A 26,869-nucleotide genomic window follows, 5' to 3' on the forward strand; every position below is an offset into this window, starting at 1 on the left:
CCAAGGTATCCTTGCGATTCCGCGGCCGTGAGATGGCCCACCAGGAGCTGGGGATGGAACTCCTCAAGCGAGTTGAAGGTGACTTGCTCGAGTACGGTTCGGTCGAACAGCATCCTAAGATGGAAGGACGCCAACTGATCATGGTCATCGCCCCGAAAAAGAAGAAATAACCACCAGGGCACGGCAGGCCTTGCGGTTATGTTTATCAACTGAATGCGGAGTATCCGAACATGCCAAAGATGAAAACCAAAAGTGGCGCTGCGAAGCGCTTCTTGAAAACGGCCAATGGCTTCAAGCACAAGCACGCTTTCAAGAGCCACATCCTGACCAAAATGTCTACCAAGCGTAAGCGTCAACTGCGCGGCAGCACCATGGTGCATCCGTCAGACGTACGTAAAGTAGAGCGCATGCTGCGCGTTCGTTAATTTCGGTCAAGGTTTAGAGGAAGTTACTCATGGCTCGTGTTAAGCGTGGTGTCGTCGCTCGTCGTCGTCACAAGAAAATTCTGAAACTCGCCAAAGGCTACTATGGTGCACGCTCGCGCGTGTTCCGCGTTGCCAAGCAGGCAGTGATCAAGGCAGGCCAATACGCCTACCGTGACCGCCGCCAGAAAAAACGTCAGTTCCGCGCCCTGTGGATCGCCCGTATCAACGCAGGCGCTCGTGTCAACGGCTTGTCCTACAGCCGCTTTATCGCTGGCTTGAAGAAAGCTTCGATCGAGATCGACCGCAAGGTGCTGGCTGACCTGGCAGTGAACGAAAAAGCGGCGTTTGCTGCGATTGTCGAGAAAGCGAAAGCCGAACTGGCTTAAGTCCCCGACAGTCACCGGGTTCGCCCGGTGCTAAATGCTACTAATAGGGGAAGAGCCTTACAGCTCTTCCCCTATTTCGTATCTGGAGTCTAAATAATGGAAAACCTGGATACGCTGGTCGCGCAAGCGCTGGCGGCCGTGCAACACACCGACGACGTCGCTGCCCTGGAGCAGCTGCGCGTGCATTACCTTGGCAAGAAGGGTGAGTTGACCCAGGTGATGAAGACCCTGGGCCACCTTACCGCCGAGGAGCGGCCCCAGGCCGGCGCCTTGATCAACGCGGCCAAGGAAAGCGTGCAAGAGGCCCTCAACGGCCGTAAGCACATGCTGGAAAGCGCGGCGCTGAGCGCCAAGCTGGCGGCCGAACGCCTGGACATCAGCCTGCCGGGCCGTGGCCAGACCTCCGGTGGCCTGCACCCGGTGACCCGCACCCTGGAACGGATCGAACAATTCTTCACCCGGATTGGCTACGGCATCGCCGAAGGCCCCGAGGTCGAGGACGATCACCATAATTTCGAGGCGTTGAACATCCCCGGACACCACCCGGCGCGGGCGATGCACGACACCTTCTATTTCAACGCCAACATGTTGCTGCGCACCCACACCTCGCCGGTGCAGGTGCGCACCATGGAAACCCAGCAGCCGCCGATTCGCATCGTCTGCCCGGGCCGCGTTTACCGCTGCGATTCGGATATCACCCACTCACCGATGTTCCACCAGGTCGAAGGCCTGCTGGTCGACCAGGACATCAGCTTCGCCGACCTCAAGGGCACCATCGAGGAGTTCCTGCGGGTGTTCTTCGAGCAGGACCTGGGCGTGCGTTTCCGTCCGTCCTTCTTCCCCTTCACCGAGCCCTCGGCCGAAGTCGACATGCAGTGCGTGATGTGCAGCGGCAAGGGTTGTCGCGTGTGCAAGCAGACCGGCTGGCTGGAAGTGATGGGCTGCGGCATGGTGCACCCCAACGTGCTGCGCATGTCCGGCATAGACCCCGAGCAGTTCCAGGGTTTTGCCTTCGGCATGGGCGTCGAGCGCCTGGCGATGCTGCGTTACGGCGTCAACGATTTACGGCTGTTCTTCGACAACGACCTGCGATTCCTCGCGCAATTTCGCTAGGCCCGCACCCCGAATTCTAGGAGAACAGCAGGATGAAATTCAGTGAACAGTGGTTGCGTGGCTGGGTCAGCCCGCAAGTCTCCCGTGACGACCTGGTGGCGCGCCTGTCCATGGCCGGCCTGGAAGTCGACAGCGTCACCCCGGCCGCCGGCCAATTTAGCGGCGTCATCGTGGGCGAGGTGCTGAGCACCGAGCAGCACCCCGATGCCGACAAGCTGCGCGTGTGCCAGGTCAGCGACGGCAAGGACAGTTTCCAGGTGGTCTGCGGCGCGCCGAACGTGCGCCCGGGCCTGAAGATACCCTTCGCCCAGATCGGCGCCGAGCTGCCGGGCGACTTCAAGATCAAGAAAGCCAAGCTGCGCGGCGTCGAGTCCAACGGCATGCTCTGCTCGGCCTCCGAGCTGCAGATCAGCGACGACAACGATGGCCTGATGGAACTGCCGGCCGACGCGCCGGTGGGCCAGGACATCCGCCAGTACCTGGAGCTGGACGACGTCAGCATCGAAGTCGACCTGACCCCCAACCGTGGCGACTGCCTGTCCCTGGCGGGCCTGGCCCGTGAAGTGGGCGCGCTCTACGCCGCGCCGGTGACCCGTCCGGTGGTCGACGCGGTGGCGGCGGTGCACGAGCAGACCTTCCCGGTCGACGTCTCGGCGCCCCAGGCCTGCCCGCGTTACCTCGGCCGCGTGGTGCGCAATGTCGATCTGAGCCAGCCGACGCCGCTGTGGATGGTCGAGCGCCTGCGCCGCGCCGACGTGCGCAGCATCGACGCGGTGGTCGATATCACCAACTACGTGATGCTCGAACTGGGCCAGCCCATGCACGCCTTCGACCTGGCGCAGCTCAAGGGCGGCATCCAGGTGCGCATGGCGCAGCCGGAAGAGAAACTGGTATTGCTCGGTGGCCAGGAAGTGGCCCTGCGCGCCGACACCCTGGTGATCGCCGACCAGCAACGCGCCCTGGCCATCGCCGGCGTGATGGGCGGCCAGGCCAGCGGCGTCAGCAGCGAAACCCGCGACCTGTTCCTCGAAAGCGCCTTCTTCGACACCATCGCGGTGGCCGGCAAGGCCCGCTCCTATGGCCTGCACACCGACTCCTCGCACCGCTTCGAGCGCGGCGTCGACTGGCAGCTGGCCCGCGAAGCGATGGAGCGCGCCACCGGCCTGCTGCTGTCGATCGTCGGCGGCGAGCCGGGCCCGATCAGCGAAGTGGTCAGCCAGGAACACCTGCCCAGCGTGGCCCCGGTGACCCTGCGCGCCGCGCGTATCGAGCAGATGCTCGGCCTGGCCCTGGACGGCGCCGAAGTCGAGCGCCTGCTCAGTGCCCTGGGCCTGGGCGTGACCGCCGAGGGCGCCGGGCAGTGGCGCGTCAGCGTGCCCAGCCATCGCTTCGACATCAGCATTGAAGTCGACCTGATCGAAGAGCTGGGCCGCCTCTATGGCTACAACCGCCTGCCCGTGCGCTACCCCCAGGCGCGGCTGGCGCCGCAGCCCAAGAGTGAGGCGCGTGCCGAGCTGGGCGCGTTGCGCCGGCTGCTGGTGGCCCGCGGTTACCAGGAAGCCATTACCTACAGCTTTATCGATCCCAAGTGGTTCGAGCTGTTCAGCCCCGGCACCGCGCCGTTGCTGCTGGCCAACCCGATCTCCGCCGACATGGCCGCCATGCGCGCGTCCCTGTGGCCGGGCCTGGTCAAGGCGGTGCAGTACAACCTCAACCGCCAGCAGACCCGCGTGCGCCTGTTCGAAAGCGGCCTGCGCTTTGTCGGCCAGCTCGAAGGCCTGAAGCAGGAAGCCATGCTCGCCGGCGTGATCTGCGGCAGCCGCCTGCCCGAGGGCTGGGCCCAGGGCCGCGATGCGGTGGATTTCTATGACCTGAAGGCCGATGTCGAGGCCCTGCTGGGTTTCGCCGGCGCCCTGCAGGCGTTCACCTTCGTGCCCGGCGAACACCCGGCGCTGCACCCGGGCCAGACCGCGCGTATCGAGCGGGAAGGGCGGCTGGTCGGTTTCGCCGGCGCGCTGCATCCGGAGCTGGCCAACAGCCTGGGCCTGGACCAGCCGCTGTTCCTCTTCGAGCTGGTGCTGGGCGAGGTGATGCCGGGACGTTTGCCGACGTTCAGCGAACTGTCGCGCTTTCCCGAGGTGCGCCGCGACCTGGCGCTGCTGGCGGACCGCGACGCGCCGGCCGAGCCGATCCTGCAGGCGATTCGCGAAGCGGCGGGGGAAAACCTCACGGACCTCAGACTCTTTGACGTGTATCACGGTAAAGGTATTGATCCGCATAGAAAAAGCTTGGCCGTCGGCTTGACCTGGCAGCATCCATCACGCACTCTTAATGACGATGAGGTGGCCAGTATTACTAAAAACATCCTCATTACACTGGAAGAAAGGTTCAACGCCACGTTAAGGATGTAGCGTATGGGGGCCCTGACGAAAGCTGAAATGGCTGAGCGACTCTATGAGGAGCTCGGCCTGAACAAGCGGGAAGCCAAGGAGCTGGTGGAGCTGTTTTTCGAGGAAATCCGCCAGGCGTTGGAGCTCAACGAGCAGGTCAAATTGTCCGGTTTCGGCAACTTCGACCTGCGCGACAAGCGCCAGCGGCCCGGACGCAACCCGAAAACCGGTGAAGAGATCCCGATCACGGCGCGCCGTGTGGTCACCTTTCGTCCAGGGCAGAAACTCAAGGCCAGAGTCGAGGCATATGCTGGAACCAAGTCATAACGACGAACTGCCGGCGATACCTGGTAAACGCTATTTCACCATCGGTGAGGTCAGCGAACTCTGTGCGGTGAAGCCGCACGTCTTGCGTTACTGGGAACAGGAATTTCCGCAGCTCAACCCGGTCAAGCGACGCGGCAACCGGCGTTATTATCAGCGGCAAGACGTGCTGATGATCCGCCAGATCCGCGCGCTGCTGTATGAGCAGGGCTTTACCATCGGCGGGGCGCGCCTGCGCCTGTCGGGGGACGAAGCCAAGGACGACACCACCCAGTACAAGCAGCTGATCCGGCAGATGATTGCCGAGCTGGAAGACGTGCTCCTGGTGTTGCGAAAATAACTGCCAGCTTTTGAAAAAAACCTTCCACATATCAAAAGCTTAATGTATAGTCGCTGCACTTTCGGCCACAACCGGAAGTAGATTCACGCCTAGTCGGGGCGTAGCGCAGCTCGGTAGCGCACTTGCATGGGGTGCAAGGGGTCGAGTGTTCAAATCACTCCGTCCCGACCATTTATTCGATGATCAAGCCCGTTCAGCAATGAACGGGCTTTTTCATGCGCGTGTGATTTACCTGCCCTGCCAGCGTCACGCCTGCCGCCACTTCGTGATTCCCATAACGGCCCCACGCCAAGCGTGCTGACCCGCCGCGCCGCGCCAAACCACGTAGGGTGGCCTCGGCGCGCCCACCACGCCCGCCCCAACCGCCCACCCAGGCCATGCCGCCTCGCCGCAACCGCCGATCCCGGACGAGCCCACCGCCCCCACCCAAATCGCCCGCGTCCTCGTTCTCGCCCTCGTCCCCGTAGGATGGCGGTGAGCGCAGCGATACCCATCGACAGCGCCGCAATCCGATCGATCGTGCCAACGCTCCCGCGTGGGCACGCTTTCTATGACGCTCCGCGTCAGCTCATTGTTGGCACCAGCCTGAACGCTGGCTGGCCCAGCTGGAATTGTGCACAGGGTCGACTGGATATCACGGATTTATTGCTGCACTGGCAGCGGACAAAAGCAGGCGATTGAAGCGCGCTTTTCAGGGATGACGAAGGGCGACGGTTTTTGGAGGCGGCTGCAGTATGCCGAGCCCTTACAAATCAGCAAAACCTGACCCTGCACGCAAAATATAACCGTGTACGCTGGCTATTAGCCTTTACCCACGTGGTCGAGGTGGATACTGTGATGGGAATCGCAGGCTAGGCCTCCGAGCGGCTGGGCCTCTCTAGTACGGGGCGTTGCGCTGCAAAATGTTTTTTTGAGTACCTGCCAATTGCCTCCCTTAGGATGCCGGTAGGGACTGGCGGCCTCTAACGTTGGGCCAAATATGGCTTGTGTTAATCAGTCAGGCAGGGACGTCATCACATGGCTGTCGTTAAGGAATGGGGTTAATGGACAAGAAGTCGCTTTCCGAGCGGGACATCTGCAGCAAGTACATCGCCCCAGCCGTCCAGCAAGCGGGCTGGGATATGCACAAGCAGGTCCGTGAGGAGGTCAGCTTTACCAAGGGCCGTATCATCGTCCGCGGCAAGTTGCATACCCGGGGCGAATCCCGTCGTGCTGATTTCATCCTCTATCACCAGCCCAACCTGCCTATCGCCGTGATCGAGGCGAAGGACAACAAACATTCGCTCGGCTCCGGCATGCAGCAAGCCCTAGGTTATGCTGAGGCACTGGATGTACCCTTCGTGTTTTCCAGCAATGGTGATGGTTTTTTGTTCCATGACCGCAGCGGCACAGGAGGCCAGGTAGAAACCGAACTCGGTCTCGATCAGTTTCCCAGCCCCAATGAGCTGTGGCAGCGTTACTGCCAGTGGAAGGGTTTGGAAGGGGTGGCTCGGCAAAAGGTCGAATCACCCTATTACGATGATGGCTCCGGACGCATGCCGCGTTATTACCAGACCAATGCCATCAACCGAACCGTCGAAGCGGTGGCCAAGGGTCAATCGCGCATCCTGCTGGTCATGGCCACCGGCACCGGCAAGACCTATACCGCTTTTCAGATCATCTGGCGGCTGTGGAAGTCGAAGCAGAAGAAACGCATCCTCTTCCTCGCCGACCGCAATATTCTGGTCGACCAGACCAAAACCGGCGACTTCAAGCCGTTCGGCCAGGCGATGACCAAAATCGCCAAACGCCAGATCGACACGTCCTACGAGATCTACCTGTCGCTCTATCAGGCCGTGACCGGTAACGAAGACGAGATGAACGTTTATAAGCAGTTTTCCCGCGACTTCTTCGACCTGATCGTAATCGACGAATGCCACCGCGGCAGTGCTGCAGAGGATTCGGCGTGGCGCGAGATTCTTGCCTACTTCTCCAATGCCACCCATGTCGGTCTCACCGCTACGCCGAAGGAAACCAAGGAGGTTTCCAGCATCACTTACTTTGGTGAGCCGGTGTACAGCTACAGCCTCAAGCAAGGCATCGAAGATGGTTTTCTCGCGCCCTATAAGGTGGTGCGCATTGACTTCGATAAGGACGTGCAGGGCTGGCGACCGCCAAAGGGCATGCTCGACAAAAATGGCGAGCTAATCGAAGACCGTATCTACAACCTCAATGACATGGATCGCACTCTGGTGATCGAGGCGCGCACCGAGCTGGTGGCGAAAAAGGTCACCGAATTTCTTAAGGCCACCGATCCATTTCAGAAGACCATCATATTTTGCGACGACATCAACCATGCCGAACGCATGCGTCAGGCCCTGGTCAACCTCAACCCTGAACGGATCAAGGAAAACCGCAAGTACATCATGCGCATCACCGGCGATGAGCAGGAAGGCAAGGCCGAGCTGTTCAATTTCATCAACCCGGAAGAGCGTTACCCAGTCATTGCCACCACCAGCAAGCTGATGACCACCGGCGTCGATGCCCAGACCTGCAAGCTGATCGTACTCGACCAGCACATCAAGTCCATGACCGAGTTCAAGCAAATCATTGGTCGCGGCACCCGCATCAACGAGGACTTCGGCAAATACTGGTTCACCATCATGGACTTCAAAAAAGCCACCGAACTGTTTGCCGACCCGGCCTTCGATGGTGAGCCGGTGGTGATCTATGCCCCGGAAGGTGAAGACTCACCCGTGCCGCCAGACAGCCCCCTTGAGGATGAGGACGGCATCATTGATGGCGATGGCTGGTTGCCCGGAGGTGACGAGGTAGATGACACAGCGAGCGGCAGTAAACGTACCCGATACATCATCGACAACCTGCCCGTGTATGTGATTGCCGAGCGTGTGCAGTATTACGGACCGGACGGTCGACTGATCACTGAGTCGCTGCACGACTACACACGCGCCTGCGTGCAAAAGCACTTCGCCTCGCTGGATGATTTCCTGCGCCGTTGGAGTGATGCCGAGCAGAAGAAAGTGATTATTGAAGAAATGGCCGCCCAAGGCGTGATGTGGGAAGCGTTAGCCGAGGAAGTAGAAAAAAAGCAGGGTAAGGTACTGGATCCATTTGACCTCGTTTGCCATATCGCCTTCGACCAGCCGGCGCTGAGCCGCCGTGAGCGCGCCGAGCAGGTGAAAAAGCGCAACTACTTCGCCAAATATTCCGGCGCGGCACGCCAGGTACTGGAAGCGCTGCTGGATAAATATGCAGATACCGGCGTCGAGCATATCGAGGACATCAAGATCCTTCAGCTCGACCCCTTCAGCCAGATTGGTGCGCCTATCGAGCTGGTCAAGGCCTTTGGCGGCAAGGCCGGTTACAGCAAGGCCATCCATGAGTTGGAAAATCAGCTCTACAGCGGCGAAATAAGCGCCTGACAGGCGCGTTGACAGCAACCAGGCCCTCCCAGCAGACTGTCCTTTGTCCATAGACAGTGGACGGAGAAGACATTTCATGATGAAAGGCCAAGACATTCTGCTACTGCTCAAGCTCGCCAGCCTGGAAAACCAGCCGCACTCGACCGAGCAGGCTGCGGAGCATTTCTCCATGCGTGCGCTCGAACAGTCCACCGGCATCAGCAAATCCGAAGTCAGCAATGCGCTCAATCGCTGCATTGCCGCCGGCCTGGCCAAGCTGGAGCGGGGCAGCGGCATACCGCGCACCAATACTCGCGCCCTCAACGAGTTTCTCGGCCACGGCTTGAAGTACGTTTTCCCGGTTCGCCCCGGCCCGATCGTGCGCGGCCTGGCCACCGCTCACGCCGCGCCGGTGCTGGCCGGCAAGCTGCTGTCGGGCGGTGAGCATATTCATGTCTGGGAAGATGCCCTGGGTAACGACATGGGGCAGGCGGTGGAGCCGTTGTTCAAAAGCGTGCCCGGCGCGGCGCGCCAGGATAAGGCGCTTTACGCCATGCTCGCACTGGTGGACGCCATTCGCCTGGGCAATGAGCGTGAAGCCAGCCTGGCCAGAACCCTGCTGGAGCAACGGCTGCGAGGCGAATCCGATGGTTGCTGAATGGCGTATCCAGGAGCAGATGCTGCAAACCGTGGCCGATGCACTGGGGCCGGAATTGCTGCGTCAGGTCGCCTTTGTCGGCGGCTGCACCACCGCGCTGCTGATCACCGATGCCTTTGCTCGCGAAGCGGTGCGCTTCACCGAAGATGTCGACGTCATCGTCCATGTCCTCGGTTACGGCAAATGGCAACGCTTGCTTACCGAACTGCGCCAGCGCGGTTTTCGCGAGTCCCCCGAGGACGACGTCATCTGCCGCATGCGTCTGCCCAACGCATTGATTGGCCGTGATTTGCTGGTCGATTTTATGCCCGACGATGAAGCCATTCTCAATTTCACCAATCGCTGGTACCGTGATGCTCTGCAATGCGCAACCGATCATGCACTGCCTTCCGGTACCCTGATCCGCGTCGTCACGCCCAGCTATTTTCTCGCCACCAAGCTGGAAGCCTATCGCGGCCGCGGACGCAACGATCCGCTGGTTAGCCGCGATATCGAGGATATCCTGGCCGTGGTGGACGGGCGCGACAGCCTGCATGCCGAACTGGCCCAGGCCGAGCCGGCCCTGTGTTACTACATCGCCCAAGCCATCAGCGCGTTGCTCGCCCACCGCGACTTCGCCTACGCCGTGCAATCCGCCGCCCGCCAGCAGCCGGCACGGGAAGAACTCATTTTTCAGCGCCTGGAAGCCATCACCGCGCTTCCAGCAGCCCAGTAACGGAAATCAGCATGTCCATCAGCTCAACCATCAAATCCATCCAGGACATCATGCGCAAAGACGTTGGCGTCGATGGCGACGCCCAGCGCATTGGCCAGCTGGTCTGGCTACTGTTCCTGAAGATCTTCGATGACCGTGAGCTGGAATGGGAGCTGATGGATGACAACTACCGCTCGCCGATTCCCGAGAGCTGCCGCTGGCGCACCTGGGCCGCCAACCCGGAAGGCATGACCGGTGACGACCTCAAGGGCTTTATCGACAACAACCTGTTCCCGCAGCTGCAGAACCTGCACGAGTACAGCAGCACACCATCGGCCTTCGTGGTGCGCGGCGTGTTCGAGGACGCCTACAACTATATGAAGTCCGGCCAATTGCTGCGCCAAGTGGTCAACAAGATTCAGCAAGGCGTGGACTTCAATAAAGCCCAGGAACGCCATGAGTTCGGCAATCTCTACGAACAACTGCTGCGCGATTTGCAGAACGCCGGTAACGCCGGCGAGTTTTACACCCCGCGCCCGGTCACCGAATTTATGGTGCGCATGGTTGACCCGCAGTTGGATGAGAAGGTGCTGGACCCGGCCTGTGGCACGGGCGGCTTTCTCACCTGCGCCATCGAGCACAAGCGCAGCCGTTATGTAAGAACCGCCGAGGACGAACGCACTCTGCAAGCCAGCATCTTCGGCGTGGAGAAAAAACCGCTGCCGCACCTGCTGGCCACCACCAATATGATCCTGCACGGCATCGAGGTGCCCAGCCAGATTCGCCACGACAATACCCTGAGCAAACCGCTGATCAGCTGGGGCCCGAGTGAACGGGTGCACTGCATAGTCGCCAACCCACCGTTTGGCGGCATGGAAGAAGACGGCATCGAAACCCACTTTCCGGCCGCCTTCCGCACCCGCGAGACCGCTGACCTGTTTCTGGTGCTGATCATGCAGCTGCTCAAAGACGGCGGCCGCGCCGCCGTGGTGCTGCCCGACGGTTTTCTGTTTGGTGAAGGCATCAAAAGTCGGATCAAGGAAAAGCTGCTGACCGAGTGCAATCTGCACACCATCGTTCGCCTGCCCAATGGCGTATTTGCGCCCTATACCGGGATCAAGACCAATTTGCTGTTTTTCACCAAGGGCAGCCCGACCCGAGAAACCTGGTTCTATGAGCATCAGTACCCGGTGGGGGTGAAAAACTACAGCAAGACCCGGCCCATGCGTGTCGAGGAGTTCGAGGTCGAGCAAGCCTGGTGGGGCAGTGCCGAGGACGGCTTTGCCGCCCGCGTCGAAGGCGAGTTCGCCTGGAAGGTCAGCGCCGACGAACTCAAGGCGCGCAATTACAACCTCGACTGCAAAAATCCGCATATCGGCGAGCAGGTCAGCCACGACCCGGACGAGTTGCTGCGCAACTACGACAGCCTGCAAGGCGAGATCGGCGACCTACGCGACCAACTGAAAGCGGTTCTGACCGAAGCCCTGGAGCGCCAGGTATGACGGCGTTGCTCACCGACAACCTGCCGCTGCTGGCCGGTGCACCCAATGGCGTTAAAAAACTGCGTGAGCTAATTCTGGAATTGGCAGTGCGCGGGAAGTTGGTGGCGCAAGATCCGAATGATGAACCGGCCAGTGAGTTGCTGAAGCGGATTGCGGCGGAAAAGGCGCGACTGGTGGAAAAGGGTGAGATCAAAAAGCAGAAGCCGATGGCAGCGATTGCTGAGGAAGAAAAACCATACGATCTGCCAGATAGCTGGGCGTGGGTAAGGCTTCCAGAAATCTATTACTCGGTCTCGGTCAGCGGGAATAAATTGCTGTCCTCTCAGATTAGTGAGGAAGGAATTTTTCCTGTCGTCGACCAAGGGAAAAAGTTTGTTTCTGGCTACACAGACGACGAAGCTCTATTGATTCGCCTCCCTGGCCCAGTTGTTGTGTTTGGTGATCACACGACTGAACGGAAATACGTCGACTTTGATTTTGTCGCTGGGGCTGATGGCGTCAAAATTCTCAGGCCAGTTCTGCTAGATGAGAAGTTCTTCTGGTGGCATCTAGTTGGTTTAAAGCTAGAAGGCAGAGGATATGCACGGCACTTCAAAGTTTTGAATGATGCTTTCTTTGCGTTGCCTCCCAAGGGCGAGCAGTCGCGCATCGTCTCCAAAGTCGACAAACTGATGGCCTTGTGCGACCGCCTGGAAGCCCAGCAGGCCGACGCCGAAGGCGCCCACGCCCAACTGGTGCAAGCCCTGCTCGACAGCCTTACCCAAGCCAGCGACGCGACCGACTTTGCCGCCAACTGGCAACGCCTGGCCGAACACTTCCACACCCTGTTCACCACCGAACCCAGCATCAATGCCCTCAAACAAACCCTGCTTCAACTGGCCGTGATAGGCAAACTGGTGCCGCAAGACCCCAGCGATGAGCCGGCTGGTGAACTACTCAAACGCATTGCCGATGAAAAGGCGCGACTGGTAGCCGAAGGCAAGCTCAAGAAGCAGAAGCCGCTGGCGGAAATCACCGAAGCAGAGCTGCCATTTGGGATACCAAACAATTGGGCTTGGTCAAAACTCGGAGAGTTAGCACTCAACACAGAATATGGCCTATCTGAGAAAACCTCTGATCTACAAGACGGCGTGCCTGTTCTGAAAATGGGGGATATTCAGAGCGGCCAAGTTGTACTCGACGGACAAATGAAAGTCAGCAAAGCAACAGAGGGTTTGCCAGAGCTTTACCTTGAGCCAGAAGACCTGCTCTACAACAGAACAAACAGCGCTGAGTTGGTCGGCAAGACTGGGCTGTTTTTGGGCCCTGCGGGTGAGTTTACCTTTGCGTCCTACCTGATTCGTATCCGCTGCCTGAAGAATCTGTTTTCTCCGGCATATCTCAATATATCGATGAATGCTCCAGGCTTTCGTGAGAGCCAGATAAACCCACATTTAAAGCAGCAGTGTGGGCAGGCCAACGTAAATGGAACAATCATGAAGAACATGATGGTCTCGGTTCCACCAGTGGCCGAACAAAACCGTATCGTCGCCAAAGTCGATCAGCTAATGGCCCTCTGCGACCAATTGAAAACCTGCCTAACCCAGGCCCGCCAGCTTAACGAACAGCTGGCCAGCACCCTGGTCGAGCGCGCCCTGGTCGAGGATCGCAAAGAGGTTCCAGTAGCCACGGATCGGAAAGCCGCGCGCACCCTGCTTGCCGCCGAAATTACCCATCAGCTTCACGGCCTAAAGACGTTCGGCCAGCGCAAGCTGCAAAAAGTGATTTATCTGGCCGAGTACGCGGCCAAGATATCCGCCATTCAAGGAGACTACCTGCGCGACGCTGCCGGGCCCCATGATCGCCAGCTGATGAACCAGGTCGAAGGCGAGCTGCAAAACCGCCAGTGGTATGAGCGCATCGAGCGCGAGACGGTTGGTTATGCCTATCGGCCCTTATCTGCAGCGGGGCAGCATCGGCAGGCGTATGAAAGCACCTGGTCGAGCGATGAGCGCGCCAGCATTCAGCAGGTGATCGAGCTGATGCGCGGCTGGGATACCGATCGCTGCGAAAGGGTTGTGACCCTGTATGCCGCCTGGAACGACTTCCTGCTGGAGGGCAAAGCCGTTTCCGACGAGGCGATAGTGGCGGAGGTAATGTACGCCTGGAACGACACCAAGCTGCGTTTTAGTCAGAGCGATTGGCTCGCGGAACTCGCCGAAATGAAGAAAACCAACCTGCTGACGCCCACGGGCTTCGGCAAACCTACTCTGGGCGGCCTGCAAACCCTACCTGGTCTTCATTAAGCAAAACTCCTTTTTCGTAGCACTGCTAGCAGTAGAGGACCGCATGCCCATCAAAACTCAGATTTGGACCGTGGGTGTGCAGCCTGCGCCGCTCAGACCGGCTCAGCTCGCCAGTGAGCAATTGCTGGAGGAGATGATTGTCGCCGCCCCGGCATTGCTGTCAGATGACTGGATGCTGATCGGTCGACAAGAGAGTACAAACCATGGCGGGCGCATCGACCTGCTGGCCATGGCGCCGGATGCTTCGCTGGTGCTGGTTGAACTCAAACGCAACCGCACCCCACGTGAGGTGGTGGCGCAGGCATTGGATTATGCCTCCTGGGTAGAGCACCTGGCGGCTGAAGATATCGCCGCTATCTATCAACGCTTTAAGCCAACGGGCGATCTGGCTGCTGATTTTCGTGCGCGATTTGGCCAGCCACTGAACGTCGAAGAGCTCAATCAGAGTCATCAGATCGTGATAGTGGCGGCCGAACTGGATGCCAGCAGCGAACGTATCGTCGCTTATTTAAACGAGCGCGATATCGCCATCAATGTACTGTGCTTTCAGGTCTTCCATTTGGGGGAGCAGCCTTTAATCAGTCGCACCTGGTTGGTCGATCCCATCGATGCGCCGCAGCTCACTGGCACCAGCAAACCAGGCGCGCCGAGCGAGCCTTGGAACGGCGAGTACTACTGCTCCTTTGGCCATAGCAGCGCGCGCTCCTGGAGCGACGCCCGGGAGCTGGGTTTTATCTGTGGCGGCGGCGGGACTTGGTACAGCAACAGCCTGAAAATGCTGTCTCCGGGCGACCGCGTTTGGGTCAATGTGCCGCAGCAGGGTTATGTCGGTGTGGCGAAGGTCACTGGTTATGCCTCCCCAGCAGCGGAATTCTTTGTGGCCTATCAAGGCCGAGAGATACCCGTCTTGGAGCTGGCCCAAGGCGGCAGTTATCACCGCGAATTTATCAACGACCCTGAGCGTTGCGAGTATTTCGTGGCGGTTGAATGGCTCTACAGCCTGCCGTTAGAGCAGGCCGTAAAAGAGGTCGGTCTGTTCGGCAACCAGAACACCATTTGCCGCCCAACCACCCCGAAATGGCGTTGGACGGTGGAACGGCTTAAAGAGCGCTTTGGGGTTGATTGATCCGTCTTGGTTACTCAATCGCTTCGCAAATAGCTTCAGCGCACACCCCTGGCTCAGGCACCCGGCAGCAGGTAACGGGCTCCTAAGGTACCGACTGGCGGGGCTCGCGACGCGTAGTGGCGCCAGCTGCATTCCCACGCGGAGCATGGGAACGATCCGAGTCGCCTCGGCTTCGATATTTGCCCGGCAACGACCTGGCGGATAGATGTTGTTATCTGTTGGTATAGATATATTTACCGATGGTTAACGGTTGGTGTCCCGACTTTCGTGCTCTGAGACAGATCAATCAGCGTGTGCAAGAGCCGATTGCTGGTGGTCGAGTGATGCTGGGGGAGACGGCAGCGTATTCGCCCCCTTGCTTAACCAGCCGCCATCAGAGGCACGCGGCCAATGGCAACCGGCGAGCAGCGGGGATTGAGCGTGCCATAGCCCTCACGTGCCTGGATAAAAGCATGCTCAACCCCGGTACACCGCTTCAGCGATCCTCAAGTGGATACCAGGCGTTTCAACCATTCCAGCAGTACCGTCGGCAGCCGTTCGGGTTTGCTCAGCAGCGCGTAGTGCCCGGCGCCGAACACCTGGGGCAGGTAGTGGGCGGCCTGGCGGTCGATGGTCAGGCAGAAGGTCGAGATGCCCTGCAGGGTGGCCTCGGTGACGGCCTGGCGCATATCTTCCACGCCGTAGCGGCCCTCGTACTCATCCTGGTCGTTTGGCTTGCCGTCCGACAGCAGCAGTAGCAGCCGATGGCGGGCGGCCTGCTGCAAAAGCCCGCTGCTGGCATGGCGGATCGCCGCGCCGGCGCGGGTGTAGTGCTCGGGCTCCAGGGCACTGATGCGCAGCGCCACCTCGTTGCTGAAGGCCTCGTCGAACCGTTTCAGGGTACGCACTATCACCGCGTCCGGCCCTTCGCCGGAGAAGGCCTGCACGGCGTAGGGCTCGCCCAGCCCTTCGAGGGCAACGCACACCAACAGCAGCGCCTCGCGCTCCACATCGATGACCCTGCGGTTAGCCGCGACCCAGCCGTCAGTGGAGCCGCTGACGTCGATCAGCAGGGTAATGGCCAGGTCCCGCTCGGCGCGGCGGCGACTCTGGTAGAGCCCCTCTGCCAGCGAGCCGCCGGCCCGGTAGTCGGCGTAGCTGTCGACATAGGCTTGCAGGTCGACTTCATCGCCCTCCAGCTGCCGGCGGCGCGTGACCCGGCGGGCCCGCAGCAGCTCAAAGCGCTGCTTGATCTGCGCCAGCAGCGGGCGGTGCTCTTCGAGGGTCTTGTCCACCCAGTGCTGGGCGCCGGGCAGGTTGGGCAGCAGCCGCACGGTGGCGCCGGGGTGCCGGTAGTGGCCGCCGCGCCAGTCCCATTCCGGGTACTGCAAGCCCTGGCCGTCGGCCTTGGCGCGCTTGAGCTGCTGGGCGGTGTTGGCGTCGGGCGGGTCATCGGAGTTCAGCACTTCCTTGGGCGTACCCGGCGTCGCGACCAGGCGTGCCTCGGGCAGCTCGGCGAGCAGGTCGGCGTATTCGTCGGCGCTGGTCTGCTCGTCCTGGTCGACCGGCCGGGTCAGCCCCAAGGGGTCTTCGGCGTGCGGGTGGGGCTCATCGGCCTGCACCATAAAAAGGCCGTCGTCGTGTTTATCTTCATCTTCCGTCTCCTGGCGAATCTCGGGTCGCCGCGCCAGCCGGGCGCTGCGCGGCCGTGGCGCATTGGCCGGGTCGGGCTGGTGGGGGGACGCGGCGGTTTCCAGCAGGGTGGCGTGCTTGTCCGCTGGCGCAAGGAGGGTGCCCGTCCAGCCGTCCCGCAGCAGGGGCGCGTTGCCAAGCGAACGGTCGAGCGCCGACAGGCCGAGGCTTGCCAGCACGGATTCGGCCAGCTGCAGGGAGTGTTCGGGCGACTCGCTAAGGGGCAAAGCGTCGGGCCTGTGCGTGCCCGGGCTGGCGAGCAAGCAGCGCAGCAGCCCTTCGAGGCGCTGGCGCATGGGCGAAAACGCCGCGAGCGGCGGCCGCTGCCGCAGTGCGTCCTGGCGCAAGCGCTCCAGCGCCGCGCTCAGGCCCGGCAGTTGCCGGATCAGCAGCGCGTCCACCGCCCAGGCTTCCAGCAGCAGGTAGGCATCGGCCAGCAGCGCGGGTAGCGGCGCGCCCAGGGCGTCGGCGCTGCCGCGCTGCGCGCGCAGGGCCTGTTGCAGGGCCATGACCCGGTAGCGCTCGCTGCCGCGGCCGAGGTCCTGGATGCCCGAGTCCGCCGGCAGCCACAGGCGTTGGCCGTCCGTGGCCGCAATGGCCTGGCATAGCCAGGGATGCTGGGTGCGCCGAAAGCACCGCGCCAGCAGGGTCGGCTGGGCCGGTGGCTGGGCGATCCGGATCGGCCAACTGCTGCCGGTCACGGCGGTGATCAGCAGGTCCAGGCGCGGGGCCATGTCGGCCAGGGTCACGGTGACCGGGCCCTTGGCCAGCGGGTGGTAGCGGCGCCACAGCCGCTGCGCGAAGACAGTGGCGTGGCGCGCGGCGTCGCTGACCAGTTCTTCGGCTTCAGCCATGGTCCATCGACTCAGTGCCTGCCCGCGGCCGACTCACACAAAGGTCGCTTCCACCAGGTCGCGCAAGGCACTGACCAGGGTGGGTTCGTCGGACAGCGGCGAGACAATGGCCGCCTGGCAGGCCTGGCGCACCGGGATGCCGCTGAGCATCAGGCTGGCGGCGGCGATCAATAGTCGCGTGCTGGGCACCTCCGCCAGGCCACGGTCGCGCAGCTGGCGGATGCGCCCGGCGAGGCTGACCAGGCCGCGGGCCATGGCCGGCTCCACGCCGCTTTCACGCTGCACGATCAGCGCCTCGTGCTCCGCCGCGGGAAAGTCCAGGTCCAGGGCCACAAAGCGCTGGCGGGTGCTGGGCTTGAGGTCCTTGAGCATGCGCTGGTAGCCGGGGTTGTAGGACACCACCAGCTGAAAGCCCGGGGCGGCGCGCAGCGTTTCGCCGGTCTTGTCGATCGGCAGCATGCGCCGGTGATCGGTCAAGGCATGCAGCACCACCACCGTGTCCTGGCGGGCCTCGACGATTTCGTCCAGGTAGCAGATGGCGCCTTCGCGCACCGCACGGGTCAGCGGCCCGTCCTGCCAGACGGTGCCGTCGTGGCGAATCAGGAAGCGGCCGATCAGGTCGCTGGCCGCCAGGTCGTCATGGCAGGCGATGGTGATCAGCGGGCGGCCGAGGCGCCACGCCATATGCTCCACCAGGCGTGTCTTGCCGCAGCCGGTCGGGCCCTTGAGCATGACCGCCAGGCCGCGGCGATGGCACTGCTCGAACAGGGCGATCTCGTTGCCGGCGGGCTGGTACCAGGGCCCGTCGCCTGACGGGCACGCCGTCGGGTGGGTCACGCTGTGCTCCATGCCCATCCTCAGGCGCCCTTGGCCGCGGGCGCGGCGCTCGGCAGCGGGTCGTGTTCGGTGATTTCAAAACGCGGCCGGTAGCGGAAAAAGTCGTAGATAAACAAGCCCACGCCGATGGAAAACAGACTGGCGGTGGAGATCAGCATGATGAAGTGGACCTGGATCTTCAGCTGCACATCCAGATAGCCCATGCCCATGATCCGTTCCAGGTAAACCTGGCCGATGCCCGCCGTGGCGAAGGACAGGGTCATGCCGAACATGCCGGTCAGCTGCAGCCAGAACGCCCAGTAGCCCAGGCTGTTGCCCTGCTCGGGGCGCTTGTCGGTGAGCGAGGGCAGGGCGTAGGTGATCATCGCGAGCACGATCATGGCGTAAGCGCCATAGAAGGCCGCATGCCCGTGCATGGCGGTGATCAAGGTGCCATGGGTCCACTTGTTGACGCTCGGCCAGGTATGGGCCAACCCCAGCAGGCCGGCACCGAACAGGGTGAAGATGGTGCTGCCCAGCGTCCAGTGCAGCGCCAGGGCGTTGGGGTGAGCCATGCCCGAGCGGCGCATGGCGCTGTAGGCGTACATCGCCCTGCCGACGATTGCCAGGGGCTCGAGCGCGCTGAAGAAGCCGCCGATCGGCAGCCAGTAATGGGGCACGCCGACCCAGTAGTAGTGGTGCGCGGTGCCGAGGATGCCGGCGATAAACACCAGGCCGACTATCACATACAGCCACTTTTCCATCACCTCGCGGTCGGCGCCGGAGAGGCGGATCAGCAGGTAGGCGAGGAAGGCCCCCATGATCATCATCCACACCCCTTCGACCCACAGGTGAATGGTCCACCAGCGGTAGAAGATGGAAACCGTGTAGTTCTCGTAGTGCAGCAGGGCCGGGAAAAACAGCACGGCGGAACTGACCAGGCCCAGCAGCAGCACGCCTTCGGTGGTGGTGAAACGCCCGGATTTTTTGATGGTCATGCCGATGTTGTAGATAAAGATCAGCATGCAGATCACGATGGCGATCTTGTGCGGCAGGGGCTGCTCCAGCAGCTTGTTGCCGGTGCCATAGCCAAACAGGTAGCCGATCACCGCGGTGACCCCCATCAGGGTCCACAAGCCGAGCTGGATATAGGCCAGCCGGGTACTGTGCAGCTCGGTGCGCGACTCGTCGGGCACCATCCAGTAGGTGGCGCCCATAAAGCCGGTGAGCACCCAGACGATCAGCAGGTTGGTGTGGATCACCTTGGTGACATCGAACGGCAGGATGTGCAGCAGTGGGTCCGGTCCCAGGTACTTGGTGGCCGAGAGCAGGCCGAACACCAGCTGCAGCCCGAACAGCACCATCGCCACGGCGAAGTACCAGTAGGCGACCGATTGTGATTTATAGCGCATGAGTGAACCCCTGCATGTCCGTGCTGCGATCCCTGGGCACCGCGATCATTTGAAGGTGGCCAGGTACTGAACCAGTTGCTCGACCTGCTCGTCTGTCAGCGACTCGCCGTAACTGGTGGGCATAAACGAAACGCCGCCCGCGGAATACATCTCGCCGGGATGCAACCAGGCGCTGGGCGAGACGATCGACTCGCGGATAAAGGCTTCGACTGTCTCGGCCTTGCCCTGGTAGGCCGGTGAGTCAAGGGTCTGCTGCGCCCGGGCGACCAGGCCGGCCTGGGTGGGGCCGGCCAGGTTGACCCCGGGGGCAATGGAGTGACAGGCATTGCAGGCGGGGACCGCCGAACGGAACAGCGCCTCGCCGAGCGCGATGGGGTCCGCGCTGGCGGTGACAGGCCGTGCCCCGGGCGGCGTCTGCTCGGTGGTCGGGTCCGGGCCGGACACATTCTGCTGGGCGATGGTCAGGTTGGTGCCGGGAATCGACGAGCCGGTGACCAGGATCGGCCGCGGCGGCCAGCCCTGGTTATCGACGTTGGCCACCCAGTCGAAGAAGGCGATCAGGTCGTCGATCTCCTGGTCCTGGAGGTTGGGGTTGGGCATCAGTCGGCGGTGACGCTGTTCGTCGTAGAAACGCTCGGGCGCCTTCAGAAACGCCTTGAGGTAGGGCGCGCCGCGCAGCTGGGAGATCTTGGTCAAGTCGGGCGCGTAGTAGGCGCCTTCTCCGAACAGGGTATGGCAGTTGATGCAGTTGTTGGCGTGCCAGACATCCTTGCCGCGCGTCACGGCCGGGGTGATCTTGTCGGCGTTGGTCAGCGTGGGAAACTGGCGGTGGCTGTCGATCGTCATCCCGAGAAACACCAGGGCGGCGACGCCGGTGGCGATAATGGCGAACGAGCGGGTTTGTCGTTTGTTCATCGTGGGCTCCGGTCAGACGCCGATACCGGCCCAATGGACGGTACCCATGATGCCGGCGTAGAGGATGGCGGCGGCCATGAGTGCCAGTACCACAAAACTGAGAACTCTGAAGAATGTCACCAAGGCAGTGCTCCTTCTGGGTGGCTGACGCCCTGGGGCGTTGCGCGCAGGCGGTTGAACAGCGGCCGGCGTGGCGGATGCGGCGTTAACAGCAGGCGCGCCGTGCTCGCTTGCCACAGCTAGCGTCGTGTGCGACCCCGGCCTTGCCCGCGCGGCCTGGCCGGCCTGTCAGGGCTAGGGTTCGGTACCGCGCTTTGCGGCGCTCTTGCGCTGGACAGTGACCAGCACCACGGCATCGGTCAGCGCCCGTAGCGCATGCTCGACATGCCCGGCCAGGTAGAGGTGGTCATTGGGGCCCATGGGCTGCCAGGCACCTTGCGCCTGGACTTCGATCTCGCCCTGCAGGCAGATCAGGGTGATGGCGCCCGCCACGGCATGGGCTGGGATATGCTTGCCGGCGGGCAGGCACAGGCGCATGACCTCGAGTTCGGCGGTACTGACGATGGCCTGGGACTGCAGCGTCGAGGCCAGCGGATGCGCGAGGAGGCTAACCACTTCGCCTGATTGGGCATGGTGCAAAGCCATAGGGTGTCAGCCATCGGTGCGCGAACCAGGAGGGTAGCTCAGCAACGGCGATGCGTCGAACGGGGGGGGCGGCTTCCAGCCGGTCAGCCCGCGGCGTGTTTCAATTGCCGGCAGCTGTTCGGTGAGCCGTACAGTCGCCTCGCCCGACCTGGCGGTGCCCCGGCCCTCCGCTGCTGGCCCCGTCAAGCAAAGTGAACCGAGGCCGGCCAACTCACTCCAACGCTGATGGCCCGCTACCGGCACCCATGCTTCGCCCGCCATTGACCTGTCCGCCGCGCCACCGGGGCATCGGCGGGGCCTATGGGTTTGGTGCCCCGTGGCGATTTTCTCTGTAGTCTGTGCAGGTTTCGAGTCCTGTTGCGACCGTTTGAATGACCCCCTTTTCAGGAGCATATGCACATGGCAGTACTACAACAACGCACCCTTCAAGCCTTGGGGCAATCGCGGGAAACGTTGATCACCCATTGGCTGAGCGATCTGGAGGCGAGCGGTGCCACCCGCAATCTCAAGGCCGATGACCTGAAGCAGCAGGCCAACGATTTCCTCTCCATGCTGACGGCGGTGCTGGAGAAGGGCGTCGCGCTGAATATCGTCGGCGCGGAATGGGATGAAACCCGATTCTTTCTCGAAAAACTGTCGCAAAGTCGTGCCCTGGCCGGCCAGGACTCGCAGCAGACCGCCAATTTTATTTTCTCCCTGAAGGGCCCGCTGTTCGCGCTGTTGCAGCGCCTCTACGTGGAAGAGCCGGCCTTGTTGGCCGAACAGCTGTGGGTGTTGTCCCAGTTGCTGGACAGCCTGGGCCTGCACACCGTGCGCACCTTCCAGAAATCCCGCGAGGCGGTCATCAAGCGCCAGCAGGAAGAGTTGCTGGAGCTGTCGACGCCGGTGGTCAAGCTGTGGGACGGGGTCCTGGCCCTGCCGATGATCGGCACCCTCGACTCCCAGCGCACCCAGGTGGTGATGGAGTCGTTGTTGCAACGCATCGTCGACACCGGCTCCGAAATCGCCATTATCGACATCACCGGGGTGCCCACCGTGGACACCCTGGTGGCACAGCACCTGTTGAAGACCGTCACGGCGATTCGCCTGATGGGCGCCGACTGCATCATCAGCGGCGTGCGTCCGCAAATTGCCCAGACCATCGTGCACCTGGGCCTGGACCTGCAAGGCGTGGTCACCAAGGCCAACCTCGCCGATGCCCTGGCGTTGGCGTTGCGGCGTCTGGGCGTGACCGTTACCAAGGCGGTATAGGCCATGGAACGTATTCCCATATTGCAGATGGGCGATTTCCTGCTGGTCACCATCCAGGTGGACATGCACGACCAACTGGCCCTGACGCTGCAGGACGACCTGTCCGAACGCATCAGCAAAACCTCGGCGCGCGGCGTGCTGATCGACATCTCGGCGCTGGACATGGTCGACTCCTTTATCGGTCGAATGATCGGCATGATCTCCGGGCTGTCACGCATCATGGACGCGGAAACCGTGCTGGTCGGCATGCAGCCCGCGGTGGCGATTACCCTGGTCGAGCTGGGCATGAACCTGCCCGGCGTCAGCACCGCGTTGAACGTCGAGCGGGGCATGCGGCTGTTGCGTGAGCGGGCGTCCGCGCAATGAGCGTGCGCAGCAGCGGCACCCAATCGATTCAGATCGAGCAGGACGTGGTGCTGGCCCGCCAGCTGGCGCGCAAGCTGGCGCAGGAGTGCGGCATGCGGCTGATAGACCTGACCAAGCTGGTGACCGCGGTCAGTGAGCTGGCCCGCAACACCATGGTCTACGGCGGTGGCGGGGACATGGACTGGTGCATTGTCGACGAGGCCGCGCGCACCGGGCTTCGCCTGACCTTTCGCGACGAGGGTCCGGGCATCCCGGACCTCAAGCTGGCCATGACCGATGGCTGGACCTCGGGCGGGGGCTTGGGCTTGGGGCTTACGGGGGCCAAACGGCTGGTGGACGATTTCGAGCTGGAAACGTCCGCGGGCGCGGGCACTCGAGTGACGATCACCAAATGGACCTGATACTGCGCAGCAGCCTGACGCGTGTGGAGCCCATCGAAGACATCAGCCAGGTGGGCCATGCACGCCGGGCCGCGCAGAAACTGGCGGAGGCCCAGGGCTTCAATGCCAGCGAAGCCGGCCGGGTGGCGTTGGTCACCACCGAGCTGGCCAGCAACCTGCTCAAGCACGCGGGCCGTGGTGAGCTGCACCTCAGGGCGCTGCCGGCCGCGGGCAATGAGGTGCAAGGGGTGGAGGTGATCGCCATCGATCGCGGGCCAGGCTTCGATCTCCAGGCCTGCCAGCTCGACGGCTACTCCACCCAGGGCACCAAAGGCATTGGCCTGGGTTCGATCCAGCGTCAGGCGGACGTCTTCGACATCTACACCGACAGCCGCGGCACCGTGCTGTTGACGCGCTTCTATCCGCGCGCCTCGGCCTTTCGCGATGTGCGTTTCGGGGTGAGCCAGCACTCGCTGCACCATGACCCCGCCTGCGGCGACCTGTGGGCGCTGGCGATCCGGGAGCGTTCGGTCAGTGCCCTGGTCATCGACGGCCTCGGCCACGGCGTGGAGGCCGAGAGCGCCTCGCTTGCCGGTGCCCAGGTGTTCTACCGCGACCCTTTTGCCAGCCCGCTGTTAGCCCTGGATGACATTCACCACGCCATGAAGGGTACCCGCGGCGGTGCCCTGGCCCTGGCCCAGTACGATGCCGGCAGCGGGGCGTTGCGGTTCGTCGGTATCGGCAACATCGGCGCCACGCTGATCGGCGATGAAAAAACCCGCGGCCTGGCCTCACACCCCGGCATAGTCGGGCTGCAGTACCGGACCACCCAGGTGTTCGACTACCCCGAGTGCACGGGACAGTTGCTGATCCTGTTCAGCGACGGACTGCAATCGCGCTGGAATCTTCGTGATTATCCAGGTCTGATGTTTCGTCACCCTGCGGTTGTGGCCGCCGTGTTGCAGCGGGATTTCTGCCGCGGCCGTGACGATGTAACTGTTCTGGTGATTGCCCTGGAGGCCCTCGATGGCTGAAAACCTTGACCTCGACCCCGCTGCGACGGCGGCGGAACTGCAGCGATTGCGGGACGAGGCTGTGGCCCTGCGGGCTGAACTCGATGAAACCAACCAGGGTGTGTTGGCGCTGTATGCCGAGCTGGATACCCAGGCGGATCAGTTGCGGGAGGCGTCCGATCTGAAAAGCCGCTTTCTGTCCTATATGAGCCATGAGTTCCGCACGCCACTGAGCTCGATCCTGAGCATCGCCAGCCTGCTGCGCGACGAGCTGGACGGTCCGTTGAGCCCCGAACAGCACAAGCAGGTGGCGTTCATCACCACGGCCACCCGTGAGTTGAGCGACATGGTGGACGACCTGCTGGACTTGGCGAAGATCGAGGCGGGGCGCATCAGTATCTCGCCGGCCTGGTTCGATATGTTCGACCTGTTTTCCGCCCTGCGTGGCATGTTCAGGCCCATTGTCGACTCGTCGACGGTGGACCTGATTTTCGAGGAGCCGCTGGGCTTGCCCCGGCTGTACACCGACGACAAAAAGCTTGGGCAGATCCTGCGCAACTTTATTTCCAACTCGTTGAAGTTTACCCAGCAGGGTGAGGTGCGGGTCTGCGCGACCCTGGAAAACGCCAACGAAATCCGCTTTTCCGTCAGCGACAGCGGCATTGGCATCCCCGAACATTTGCACGGTACGCTGTTCGAGGATTTCTCCCAGATCGACTCGCCGTTGCAGAAGCGCCTGCGCGGAACCGGCCTGGGCCTGGCGCTGTGCAAACGCTTTGCGCAACTGCTCGGCGGCAGTGTCGGCTTGAACAGCACGCCTGGCGTGGGTTCGACATTTTTCGTGATCATCCCGTTGGCGGTCGCTGTGGAGAGTGACGATGAAGCGTGACATCCGGCTGCTGATCGTCGATGACAATGCGGCGACCCGCTACGCATTGCGTCGGCGCATGGAACGCCACGGTTATATCGTGGAGGAGGCCGGCACCGGCAACGACGGCCTGGACATGATCGCTGCCGCCCTGCCGGATGCATTGATCCTCGACGTCAACCTGCCCGACATGAGCGGCTTCGACATCGTTCGTCAGCTGCGCGCCGACCCGCGCACGGCGCTGCTGCCGGTGGTCCATGTGTCCGCCGCCTCGATCCAGACCGGCGACATCATCACCGGCCTGGAGGCCGGGGCGGACGCCTACCTGGTGCACCCGGTGGACCCCGACGTCTTGCTGGCGACGATCAGAACGTTGTTGCGGGTAAGGGACACCGAGCACGCCCTGCGCGACAGCGAAAACCGCTTTCGGGAAATTTTCGTCAATGTCTCGGCGCCCATCGCGGTCATCGATGGCGAGCTGAAGGTGCATGAGTGCAATCAGGCCTTTGCCCAGCTGATTGTCCAGGATGTGGCCCATAGCGACCTCGGGCGTTGCTTTGCCGAGGATCAGGAGGGGGTGATAGCCGGCCTGCGCGCGGTGTTGACGGCCGGCGAGCGCTGGAAGGGCACCCTGAGCATGCGGGTCAAAGGCGAGGTGCGTGAAACCGAGTGGCAGATCTCGCCCTACCGCACGCCGGGCCTCAGCCTGGTGTTTGTCGAGGATGTCACCGAGCACCGACGGCGCGAGCAGTCGCACCTGCAACGCCTGGACAGTGTCAACAGCCAACTGGCCCACGAAGTGGCTGAACGGGCGCGCACCGAAGCCCAGTTGCTGCAGGCGCAGAAGATGGACGCCATCGGCAAGCTCACCGGCGGTATCGCCCACGACTTCAATAACCTGCTGACCGGGATAGTGACGGGTCTGGAACTGATCAAGAAACGAACCGAAAGCAATCACCCGGAAAAAGTGCTGAGGTACGCGGAGGCGGCGCTGTCCTCGGCCAAAAGCGCGGGCGCGCTGACCCATCGCCTGCTGGCGTTCGCCCGGCAACAGCCCTTGGATGCGCGATCGGTCGACATCAACCTGCGTGTTCGTTCACTGGAAGATCTGCTCAGCCGCACCATCGGCAAGCGCATTGCCCTGAACCTGGCCTTGACCTCCAAGAACGCCGTGGCGCTGGTTGACGCCGGTCAGCTGGAAAGCGCCTTGCTCAACCTGGTGATCAATGCGCGGGATGCCTTGCCCAACGGCGGCAATATCTGGATTTCCACCTTCGAAGCCTATTCCCACGGCAATCCGAAGCTGGCCGATGGCGCGTACGTCGCGCTGATGGTGCGCGATGACGGCGTGGGTATCGAACACGAGGTGATCGACAAGGTCTTCGACCCCTTCTTCACCACCAAAGCCATCGGCCAGGGCACGGGGCTTGGCCTGTCGACCATCTATGGTTTTGCCCGACAGTCCGGCGGTGACGTGCGTATCCGCAGCATGGTCGGACATGGCACGGAAGTGACCCTGATGTTGCCGGCGGGCGATCATCAGGCCGTCTTGGCGCCGTCCCTGGAGCCGCAGGCGCTGCAGGGCCTGGGCGAGCATATCCTGGTGGTCGAGGACACTGACTCGGTACGCCTGCTGGTGGATGAGGTGCTGGTCGACGCCGGGTATCGCTGTACCCAGGTCGCCGATATACATGCGGCGTTGCGCTTGCTCGAGGAGGATCACTCCATCGCGCTGCTGTTGACCGATGTCGGCATGCCACATATGAACGGCCGAGAGCTGGCCACCCAGGCGCGGGTATGGCGTCCCAGCCTGCCGGTGCTGTTTATGACGGGTTATGCCGAGAACGCCGTGAACCGCCAGCATTTCCTGGCGGAGGGCATGGACATGATCGTCAAGCCCTTCGACCTCAATGAGTTTTTGGCGAGCGTCAGAAAGATGCTCGATGGCGCCCCGGGCCCACATTGAGCTGTGCTGAGGGTGCGCCGGGGGGATAAAGCCTCCGGCAGTTGGCCCGGGCGCGGCTGGTCCTGCAC

24 protein-coding genes and 1 tRNA gene are annotated in these 26,869 nt (G+C 62.2%); 20 read left to right on the forward strand and 5 right to left on the reverse strand.

What is annotated here, in order from left to right; genetic code table 11:
- The 14 genes from infC to ABWY06_RS03425 all read left to right on the forward strand — a co-directional run.
- The coding region (gene infC / locus ABWY06_RS03360; protein WP_353924199.1) for a translation initiation factor IF-3 at positions 1-170 on the forward strand (170 nt) is incomplete at its 5' end.
- A 60-nt stretch (positions 171-230) separates the two neighbouring features.
- Entirely contained in the window at positions 231-425 is a 195-nt protein-coding gene (rpmI, locus tag ABWY06_RS03365) for a 50S ribosomal protein L35 (protein ID WP_353924154.1), read from the forward strand.
- Positions 426-454: 29 nt separating this feature from the next.
- Positions 455-811: a 50S ribosomal protein L20 gene (rplT, locus tag ABWY06_RS03370; RefSeq protein ID WP_353924155.1), complete on the forward strand. Its 357-nt coding sequence runs from the start codon at positions 455-457 to the stop codon at positions 809-811.
- A gap of 96 nt (positions 812-907) precedes the next feature.
- A complete protein-coding gene (pheS, locus tag ABWY06_RS03375; RefSeq protein WP_353924156.1) occupies positions 908-1,924 on the forward strand; it encodes a phenylalanine--tRNA ligase subunit alpha in 1,017 nt (338 codons plus the stop codon).
- A 32-nt stretch (positions 1,925-1,956) separates the two neighbouring features.
- Positions 1,957-4,335: a phenylalanine--tRNA ligase subunit beta gene (gene pheT / locus ABWY06_RS03380; RefSeq protein WP_353924157.1), complete on the forward strand. Its 2,379-nt coding sequence runs from the start codon at positions 1,957-1,959 to the stop codon at positions 4,333-4,335.
- A 3-nt stretch (positions 4,336-4,338) separates the two neighbouring features.
- Positions 4,339-4,641, forward strand: coding sequence for an integration host factor subunit alpha (gene ihfA / locus ABWY06_RS03385; RefSeq protein WP_003243414.1), 303 nt, complete (start codon positions 4,339-4,341; stop codon positions 4,639-4,641).
- Positions 4,622-4,978: a MerR family transcriptional regulator gene (locus ABWY06_RS03390; RefSeq protein WP_353924158.1), complete on the forward strand. Its 357-nt coding sequence runs from the start codon at positions 4,622-4,624 to the stop codon at positions 4,976-4,978. The genes ihfA and ABWY06_RS03390 overlap by 20 nt, the downstream gene beginning before the upstream one ends.
- Before the next feature lie 94 nt (positions 4,979-5,072).
- Positions 5,073-5,149: transfer RNA gene (locus ABWY06_RS03395), tRNA-Pro, on the forward strand.
- Positions 5,150-6,021: 872 nt separating this feature from the next.
- Positions 6,022-8,400, forward strand: coding sequence for an EcoAI/FtnUII family type I restriction enzme subunit R (gene hsdR, locus ABWY06_RS03400; RefSeq protein ID WP_353924159.1), 2,379 nt, complete (start codon positions 6,022-6,024; stop codon positions 8,398-8,400).
- 76 nt (positions 8,401-8,476) lie between these two features.
- Positions 8,477-9,037 (forward strand): MarR family transcriptional regulator, encoded by a 561-nt coding sequence (locus tag ABWY06_RS03405; RefSeq protein WP_353924160.1) that lies wholly within the window; start codon positions 8,477-8,479, stop codon positions 9,035-9,037.
- A complete protein-coding gene (locus tag ABWY06_RS03410) occupies positions 9,027-9,752 on the forward strand; it encodes a nucleotidyl transferase AbiEii/AbiGii toxin family protein (RefSeq protein ID WP_353924161.1) in 726 nt (241 codons plus the stop codon). Before ABWY06_RS03405 ends, ABWY06_RS03410 begins: the two co-directional genes overlap by 11 nt.
- Before the next feature lie 11 nt (positions 9,753-9,763).
- Positions 9,764-11,233 carry a type I restriction-modification system subunit M gene (locus ABWY06_RS03415; protein ID WP_353924162.1) on the forward strand — a complete coding sequence of 490 codons (1,470 nt, stop codon included), beginning with the start codon at positions 9,764-9,766 and terminating at the stop codon, positions 11,231-11,233.
- Complete coding sequence (locus ABWY06_RS03420) at positions 11,230-13,518, forward strand: restriction endonuclease subunit S (protein ID WP_353924163.1); 2,289 nt, start codon at positions 11,230-11,232, stop codon at positions 13,516-13,518. Before ABWY06_RS03415 ends, ABWY06_RS03420 begins: the two co-directional genes overlap by 4 nt.
- 43 nt (positions 13,519-13,561) lie before the next feature.
- The gene (locus tag ABWY06_RS03425) at positions 13,562-14,644 is read left to right on the forward strand and encodes an endonuclease NucS domain-containing protein (RefSeq protein ID WP_353924164.1); all 1,083 of its coding nucleotides are present in this window, start codon (positions 13,562-13,564) and stop codon (positions 14,642-14,644) included.
- 485 nt (positions 14,645-15,129) lie between these two features.
- Here the strand turns inward: ABWY06_RS03425 and ABWY06_RS03430 are convergent, their stop codons facing one another.
- The 5 genes from ABWY06_RS03430 to ABWY06_RS03450 all read right to left on the reverse strand — a co-directional run bounded on the left by ABWY06_RS03430 (position 15,130) and on the right by ABWY06_RS03450 (position 20,927).
- Positions 15,130-17,169 (reverse strand): nitric oxide reductase activation protein NorD, encoded by a 2,040-nt coding sequence (locus ABWY06_RS03430; protein WP_353924165.1) that lies wholly within the window; start codon positions 17,167-17,169, stop codon positions 15,130-15,132.
- A gap of 33 nt (positions 17,170-17,202) precedes the next feature.
- A complete protein-coding gene (locus ABWY06_RS03435; RefSeq protein ID WP_502948142.1) occupies positions 17,203-18,006 on the reverse strand; it encodes a CbbQ/NirQ/NorQ/GpvN family protein in 804 nt (267 codons plus the stop codon).
- A gap of 20 nt (positions 18,007-18,026) precedes the next feature.
- The gene (locus ABWY06_RS03440) at positions 18,027-19,397 is read right to left on the reverse strand and encodes a cbb3-type cytochrome c oxidase subunit I (protein WP_353924167.1); all 1,371 of its coding nucleotides are present in this window, start codon (positions 19,395-19,397) and stop codon (positions 18,027-18,029) included.
- 45 nt (positions 19,398-19,442) lie between these two features.
- Positions 19,443-20,312: a c-type cytochrome gene (locus ABWY06_RS03445; RefSeq protein ID WP_353924168.1), complete on the reverse strand. Its 870-nt coding sequence runs from the start codon at positions 20,310-20,312 to the stop codon at positions 19,443-19,445.
- A gap of 294 nt (positions 20,313-20,606) precedes the next feature.
- On the reverse strand, positions 20,607-20,927 hold the full coding sequence (locus tag ABWY06_RS03450) for a cupin domain-containing protein (RefSeq protein ID WP_353924169.1): 321 nt from the start codon (positions 20,925-20,927) through the stop codon (positions 20,607-20,609).
- A 429-nt stretch (positions 20,928-21,356) separates the two neighbouring features.
- Between ABWY06_RS03450 and ABWY06_RS03455 the strand changes: the two genes are divergently transcribed.
- Genes ABWY06_RS03455 through ABWY06_RS03480 form a run of 6 tightly spaced genes read left to right on the forward strand, consistent with a single transcriptional unit; the run spans position 21,357 to position 26,801 of the window.
- Positions 21,357-22,208 (forward strand): STAS domain-containing protein, encoded by an 852-nt coding sequence (locus ABWY06_RS03455; protein WP_353924170.1) that lies wholly within the window; start codon positions 21,357-21,359, stop codon positions 22,206-22,208.
- Positions 22,209-22,211: 3 nt separating this feature from the next.
- A complete protein-coding gene (locus ABWY06_RS03460; RefSeq protein WP_353924171.1) occupies positions 22,212-22,574 on the forward strand; it encodes an STAS domain-containing protein in 363 nt (120 codons plus the stop codon).
- Positions 22,571-22,975 carry an anti-sigma regulatory factor gene (locus ABWY06_RS03465; protein ID WP_353924172.1) on the forward strand — a complete coding sequence of 135 codons (405 nt, stop codon included), beginning with the start codon at positions 22,571-22,573 and terminating at the stop codon, positions 22,973-22,975. Before ABWY06_RS03460 ends, ABWY06_RS03465 begins: the two co-directional genes overlap by 4 nt.
- The gene (locus tag ABWY06_RS03470; RefSeq protein WP_353924173.1) at positions 22,966-23,988 is read left to right on the forward strand and encodes an ATP-binding protein; all 1,023 of its coding nucleotides are present in this window, start codon (positions 22,966-22,968) and stop codon (positions 23,986-23,988) included. Before ABWY06_RS03465 ends, ABWY06_RS03470 begins: the two co-directional genes overlap by 10 nt.
- Positions 23,981-24,856 carry a sensor histidine kinase gene (locus ABWY06_RS03475; protein WP_353924174.1) on the forward strand — a complete coding sequence of 292 codons (876 nt, stop codon included), beginning with the start codon at positions 23,981-23,983 and terminating at the stop codon, positions 24,854-24,856. Before ABWY06_RS03470 ends, ABWY06_RS03475 begins: the two co-directional genes overlap by 8 nt.
- A complete protein-coding gene (locus tag ABWY06_RS03480) occupies positions 24,846-26,801 on the forward strand; it encodes a response regulator (protein ID WP_353924175.1) in 1,956 nt (651 codons plus the stop codon). Before ABWY06_RS03475 ends, ABWY06_RS03480 begins: the two co-directional genes overlap by 11 nt.
- Positions 26,802-26,869: the final 68 nt, after the last annotated feature.

Source organism: Pseudomonas sp. (assembly GCF_040514055.1).
In the GTDB taxonomy this organism is placed as follows: Bacteria; Pseudomonadota; Gammaproteobacteria; order Pseudomonadales; family Pseudomonadaceae; genus Aquipseudomonas.